2 tRNA genes and 3 rRNA genes are annotated in these 6,076 nt (G+C 47.9%); all 5 read right to left on the bottom strand.

From position 1 onward, the window contains the following. Positions 1-40 precede the first annotated feature (40 nt). The 5 genes from rrf to AC3WJC_RS19750 all read right to left on the bottom strand — a co-directional run bounded on the left by rrf (position 41) and on the right by AC3WJC_RS19750 (position 5,585). Positions 41-152, bottom strand: a 5S ribosomal RNA gene (gene rrf, locus AC3WJC_RS19770). Positions 153-368: 216 nt separating this feature from the next. Further along, positions 369-3,245: ribosomal RNA gene (locus tag AC3WJC_RS19765) — 23S ribosomal RNA — on the bottom strand. Between the two features lie 263 nt (positions 3,246-3,508). Next, positions 3,509-3,582 (bottom strand) — tRNA-Ala (locus AC3WJC_RS19760). Positions 3,583-3,662: 80 nt separating this feature from the next. Next, positions 3,663-3,737, bottom strand: a tRNA-Ile gene (locus AC3WJC_RS19755). Between the two features lie 326 nt (positions 3,738-4,063). Further along, positions 4,064-5,585: ribosomal RNA gene (locus AC3WJC_RS19750) — 16S ribosomal RNA — on the bottom strand. Together the 16S, 23S and 5S rRNA genes with 2 tRNA genes alongside form the textbook arrangement of a ribosomal RNA operon. Between the last annotated feature and the right edge of the window lie 491 nt (positions 5,586-6,076).

The following is a 6,076-nucleotide window of genomic DNA, read 5'->3' as shown; positions in this document are numbered from 1 at the left end:
AAAAAAGCCCCTACTCATAGCTGAGTGGGGCTTTTAGAAGATTTGGCACCGACCTACTCTCCCACGTTTTACCGCAGTACCATCGGCTCTGGCGGGCTTAACTTCTCTGTTCGGAATGGGAAGAGGTGGACACCGCCGATATAGGCACCTGAAGATTTTTAGCTGATAGTCAACAGACATTGATCATTAGTCATTATTTTGACTATATGAACCCAAATGAGCTATCGCTGTTTTTTATTGTTATATGGACTCTGTTTACATTGGATAATCTAATGACTATTGACCAATGCCGGATGACCATAAACAATGACATATTATTGAAAGAAGTTATTGAAAAGGTTGAGAAGACAACAATATAGTTCTGTTGCTTGAGAAAGCTTCGGGCTATTAGTATTACTTGGCTATGATGTCACCACCTTTACACCTGTAACCTATCAACGTAGTAGTCTGCTACGACCCTATAAGGAAGTCTCATCTCGTGGCTAGTTTCGCACTTAGATGCTTTCAGCGCTTATCTATTCCCAACGTAGCTACTCTGCAGTACAGCTGGCGCCATAACAGATTCACCAGAGGTTAGTCCAACCCGGTCCTCTCGTACTAAGGTCAGCCCCACTCAAACTTCCAACGCCCACAACAGATAGGGACCGAACTGTCTCGCGACGTTCTGAACCCAGCTCGCGTGCCACTTTAATGAGCGAACAGCTCAACCCTTGGGACCTTCTCCAGCCCCAGGATGTGACGAGCCGACATCGAGGTGCCAAACCTCCCCGTCGATATGAGCTCTTGGGGGAGATCAGCCTGTTATCCCCAGCGTACCTTTTATCCTTTGAGCGATGGCCCTTCCATGCAGAACCACCGGATCACTATATCCGTCTTTCGACCCTGCTCGGCTTGTCTGCCTCACAGTCAAGCAAGCTTATGCTATTGCACTCCGCGTACGGTTACCAAGCGTACTGAGCTTACCTTTGAAAGCCTCCGTTACCTTTTTGGAGGCGACCACCCCAGTCAAACTACCCGCCAAACAATGTCCTCCTGATTCAAGAGTTAGACACCAAATACAGAAAGGGTGGTATTTCAACGTTGGCTCCACAAGTCCTAGCGAACCTGCTTCAAAGCCTCCCACCTATCCTACACATCCTGTATCCGATATCAATGTTAAGTTGTAGTGAAGGTGCATGGGGTCTTTCCGTCCCGTTGCGGGTAACCGGCGTCTTCACCGATACCACAATTTCACCGAGCTCATGGCTGAGACAGCGCCCAGATCGTTACACCATTCGTGCAGGTCGGAACTTACCCGACAAGGAATTTCGCTACCTTAGGACCGTTATAGTTACGGCCGCCGTTTACCGGGGCTTCGATTCAATGCTTCGCCTTGCGACTAACATCCCCTCTTAACCTTCCGGCACCGGGCAGGTGTCAGGCCTTATACGTCATCTTGCGATTTTGCAAAGCCATGTGTTTTTGTTAAACAGTCGCCTGGGCCTTTTCACTGCGGCTGACATTGCTGCCAGCGCCCCTTCTCCCGAAGTTACAGGGCCATTTTGCCGAGTTCCTTAGCCATGATTCACTCGAGCACCTTAGGATTCTCTCCTCGACTACCTGTGTCGGTTTACGGTACGGGTTTTTATAACCTGAAGCTTAGCGGGTTTTCTTGGAAGTCTGATTACCTGAACTATCCCATCCCCCGAAGGTTCCGAGTACTATCAGCTTTCAGCAAAAGATGCGTACTTTACTACATCTCCTATACCTACGGCCTTTAACGAACTATTCCGTCAGTTCGCGTCAGTGTCACTACTCCGTCACCGCATCGCAGTTATAAAAAGTACTGGAATATTAACCAGTTGTCCATCGGCTGCGCCTTTCGGCTTCACCTTAGGCCCCGACTAACCCTGATCCGATTAGCGTTGATCAGGAAACCTTAGTCTTTCGGTGGGCGGGTTTCTCTCCCGCCTTATCGTTACTTATGCCTACATTTGCTTTTCTGCCCTCTCCACAGTCACTTACGTTCCTGCTTCGCCGATGGCAGAATGCTCCCCTACCAGTGTATATTCAATATACAATCCATAGCTTCGGTATACCATTTAATGCCCGTTTATTATCCATGCCCGGCCGCTCGACTAGTGAGCTGTTACGCACTCTTTAAATGAATGGCTGCTTCCAAGCCAACATCCTAGCTGTCTGTGCAGCCGGACCTCGTTAGTTCAACTTAATGGTAATTTGGGGACCTTAGCTGATGGTCTGGGTTCTTTCCCTCTCGGCCATGGACCTTAGCACCCATAGCCTCACTCCAGCGTATATTATCAAGCATTCGGAGTTTATCTGGATTTGGTAGGATTTGACTCCCCCGCACCCAATTAGTAGCTCTACCTCTTAATAACTTAACCGCCAGGCTGTTCCTAAAAACATTTCGGGGAGTACGAGCTATTTCCCAGTTTGATTAGCCTTTCACCCCTACCCACAAATCATCCGGAAACTTTTCAACGTTTATCGGTTCGGTCCTCCAGTACCTGTTACGGCACCTTCAACCTGTCCATGGGTAGATCACAAGGTTTCGCGTCTACCTCCTCTGACTGCACGCCCTATTCAGACTCGCTTTCGCTTCGGATCCGTGCCTTAAACACTTAACCTTGCCAGAGAAGAGTAACTCGTAGGCTCATTATGCAAAAGGCACGCCGTCACCCCAGAAGGGCTCCGACCGCTTGTAAGCACACGGTTTCAGGTTCTATTTCACTCCCCTGTTCGGGGTTCTTTTCACCTTTCCCTCACGGTACTGGTTCACTATCGGTCTCTCAGGAGTATTTAGCCTTACCGGATGGTGCCGGCAAATTCCTACAAGGCGTCTCCGACCTCGCAGTACTCAGGATACCACTATCCTATTATTACTTACCCGTACGCAGCTCTCATGCTCTATGGCCGGGTTTCCCACCCCGTTCCGGTTCATTCTAATATTCATGTTGTGGTCCTACTACCCCGTATATGCCGTAACATATATGGTTTGGGCTTCTTCCATTTCGCTCGCCACTACTCTGGAAATCACTGTTGTTTTCTCTTCCTCTGCTTACTTAGATGTTTCAGTTCAGCAGGTTAGCGCTATTGCATCTATTCTTCAAATAGATAGGTTTCCCCATTCGGAAATCCGCGGATTAATTCATATTTGCTAATCCCCGCGGCTTATCGCAGCTTATCACGTCCTTCATCGCCTCTGAGAGCCTAGGCATCCCCCGTGTGCCCTTTCTTACTTTCTTCTACTCGTGCGCCTTTTGCGCCGCACGGTATGCTTTTTTTGAGATGGTCATTCGTCATTTATCATTTGTCATTGATAATTATTGCTAATTACTAATGACCATTGACTACTGACAGATGACATCCCTATTGTTGTCTTCTCGTTTTTTCAATTACTTCTTCCAATATGTCAAAGAACGTTGTTTAGATTTGAGTATTGAGATGTGAGTATTGAGATCACTTGCGCTTTCTCATATCTCTTATCTAATATCTCTCGTCTAACTCGTGGAGAATAACGGATTCGAACCGTTGACCCCCTGCGTGCAAGGCAGGTGCTCTAGCCAGCTGAGCTAATCCCCCTGGTTGATTAAAGTGGCGATTTTTAGTTGCAGTGGCAGCTTTACTGCTACTATTTACTGCTACCGCTACTCGTTTGCCTGTAGTCCCGAGCAGATTTGAACTGCTGACCCCTACATTATCAGTGTAGTGCTCTAACCAAACTGAGCTACGGGACTATCTCTTTTAGTTGCAGTTTACAGTTTGTGTCATTAGTCTTTAGTCATTGGTCATTATTCCTGACTTCTTCCTCTCGACTGCTACCGCTACTGCTACTGCCACTATTGTCCCGCCCTCTTTTTAAGGCCGGCACCCTGATGGCTTCATCTTCCGGGTTATCTTTTTAGTCAGTAGTTAGTGGTGAGTAGTCAGTGATCGGTGTTTCCACTTTTCCTGATCTCAGATCTCACATCTACTGTCTAATATCTTTTTGTTTTTTATAAAGAAAAATAAATCATGTGCATAGCAGTTTCTGCCTCTTCATTTGTTTGGGATACTGCTCCAGAAAGGAGGTATTCCAGCCACACCTTCCGGTACGGCTACCTTGTTACGACTTAGCCCCAGTTACCGACTTTACCCTAGGACGCTCCTTGCGGTTACGCACTTCAGGCACTTCCAGCTTCCATGGCTTGACGGGCGGTGTGTACAAGGCCCGGGAACGTATTCACCGCGTCATTGCTGATACGCGATTACTAGCGAATCCAACTTCACGGGGTCGAGTTGCAGACCCCGATCCGAACTGTGAATGGCTTTACGAGATTGGCATCCTGTTGCCAGGTAGCTGCCCGCTGTACCATCCATTGTAGCACGTGTGTAGCCCCGGACGTAAGGGCCATGATGACTTGACGTCGTCCCCTCCTTCCTCTCTATTTGCATAGGCAGTCTGTTTAGAGTCCCCACCTTGACGTGCTGGCAACTAAACATAGGGGTTGCGCTCGTTGCGGGACTTAACCCAACACCTCACGGCACGAGCTGACGACAGCCATGCAGCACCTAGTTTCGTGTCCCGAAGGACTGAGACGTCTCTGTCTCATTCACTAACTTTCAAGCCCGGGTAAGGTTCCTCGCGTATCATCGAATTAAACCACATGCTCCTCCGCTTGTGCGGGCCCCCGTCAATTCCTTTGAGTTTCACCCTTGCGGGCGTACTCCCCAGGTGGAACACTTAACGCTTTCGCTTAGACGCTGACCGTATATCGCCAACATCGAGTGTTCATCGTTTAGGGCGTGGACTACCAGGGTATCTAATCCTGTTTGATCCCCACGCTTTCGTGCCTCAGCGTCAATCACACTTTAGTAAGCTGCCTTCGCAATTGGTGTTCTGTGACATATCTATGCATTTCACCGCTACTTGTCACATTCCGCCTACTTCAAGTGTATTCAAGCTCTTCAGTATCAAAGGCACTGCGACAGTTAAGCTGCCGTCTTTCACCCCTGACTTAAAAAGCCGCCTACGCACCCTTTAAACCCAATAAATCCGGATAACGCTCGGATCCTCCGTATTACCGCGGCTGCTGGCACGGAGTTAGCCGATCCTTATTCTTACAGTACATTCAGCCTGATACACGTATCAGGGTTTATTCCCGTACAAAAGCAGTTTACAACCCGTAGGGCCGTCTTCCTGCACGCGGCATGGCTGGTTCAGGCTTGCGCCCATTGACCAATATTCCTTACTGCTGCCTCCCGTAGGAGTCTGGTCCGTGTCTCAGTACCAGTGTGGGGGGTCATCCTCTCAGATCCCCTAAACATCGTCGCCTTGGTAAGCCGTTACCTTACCAACTAGCTAATGTTCCGCATGCCCATCTTTACCCTATAAATATTTGATTAACTTATGATGCCATAAACTAATTTTATGCGGTGTTAATCTCTCTTTCGAGAGGCTATCCCCCTGGTAAAGGTAGGTTGCATACGTGTTACGCACCCGTGCGCCACTCTCATCAGGAGCAAGCTCCCGAATCCCGTCCGACTTGCATGTATTAGGCCTGCCGCTAGCGTTCATCCTGAGCCAGGATCAAACTCTCCATTGTATAATGTTTTGTTTGTTTTACCTGACCCTATTAACTCAATCAATAGAATCTGTAAATATTTGTATCTTTTACAGTATCCCCCTTGAAAACTTTATTGGTTCTCTTTTCAACTCCTTTAAGAAGTTGTTTTCATTGACAGTACTACTTTGCTCTTCCGGTTAATGCTTTCTGCTTTCGCCTACTCGCTTTCTCCTTCTCAAAGTAGCCCGCTACGCTACATGATTATCTTTTCTTTAAAGAACTTTTTCGCCTCGGCATCACGCTTCGGCTTTATATTCCCTTACCATTGCGGTAAGTAAACTTTTTCTGTATTTTGTTTCCCGGAATTCGCTTCCGGGCTTCCCTCGTTTTGGGTCTGCAAAGGTAGAAAAACTTTTCGCTCTTCCAAATAAATATTTCTATTTATTTTTTATCCCCTATCTCCAAACCTTTCAACTCAACTCCCCCGTCTTTTCAGACCGGAAAGCCCCGCCGTTGCGGGTCGCAAAGGT

It is taken from the genome of Mucilaginibacter sp. FW306-07-L (assembly GCF_058782065.1).
Note: the sequence above shows the minus strand (reverse complement) of the source record. Positions and strands in the feature narration are given on the sequence as shown.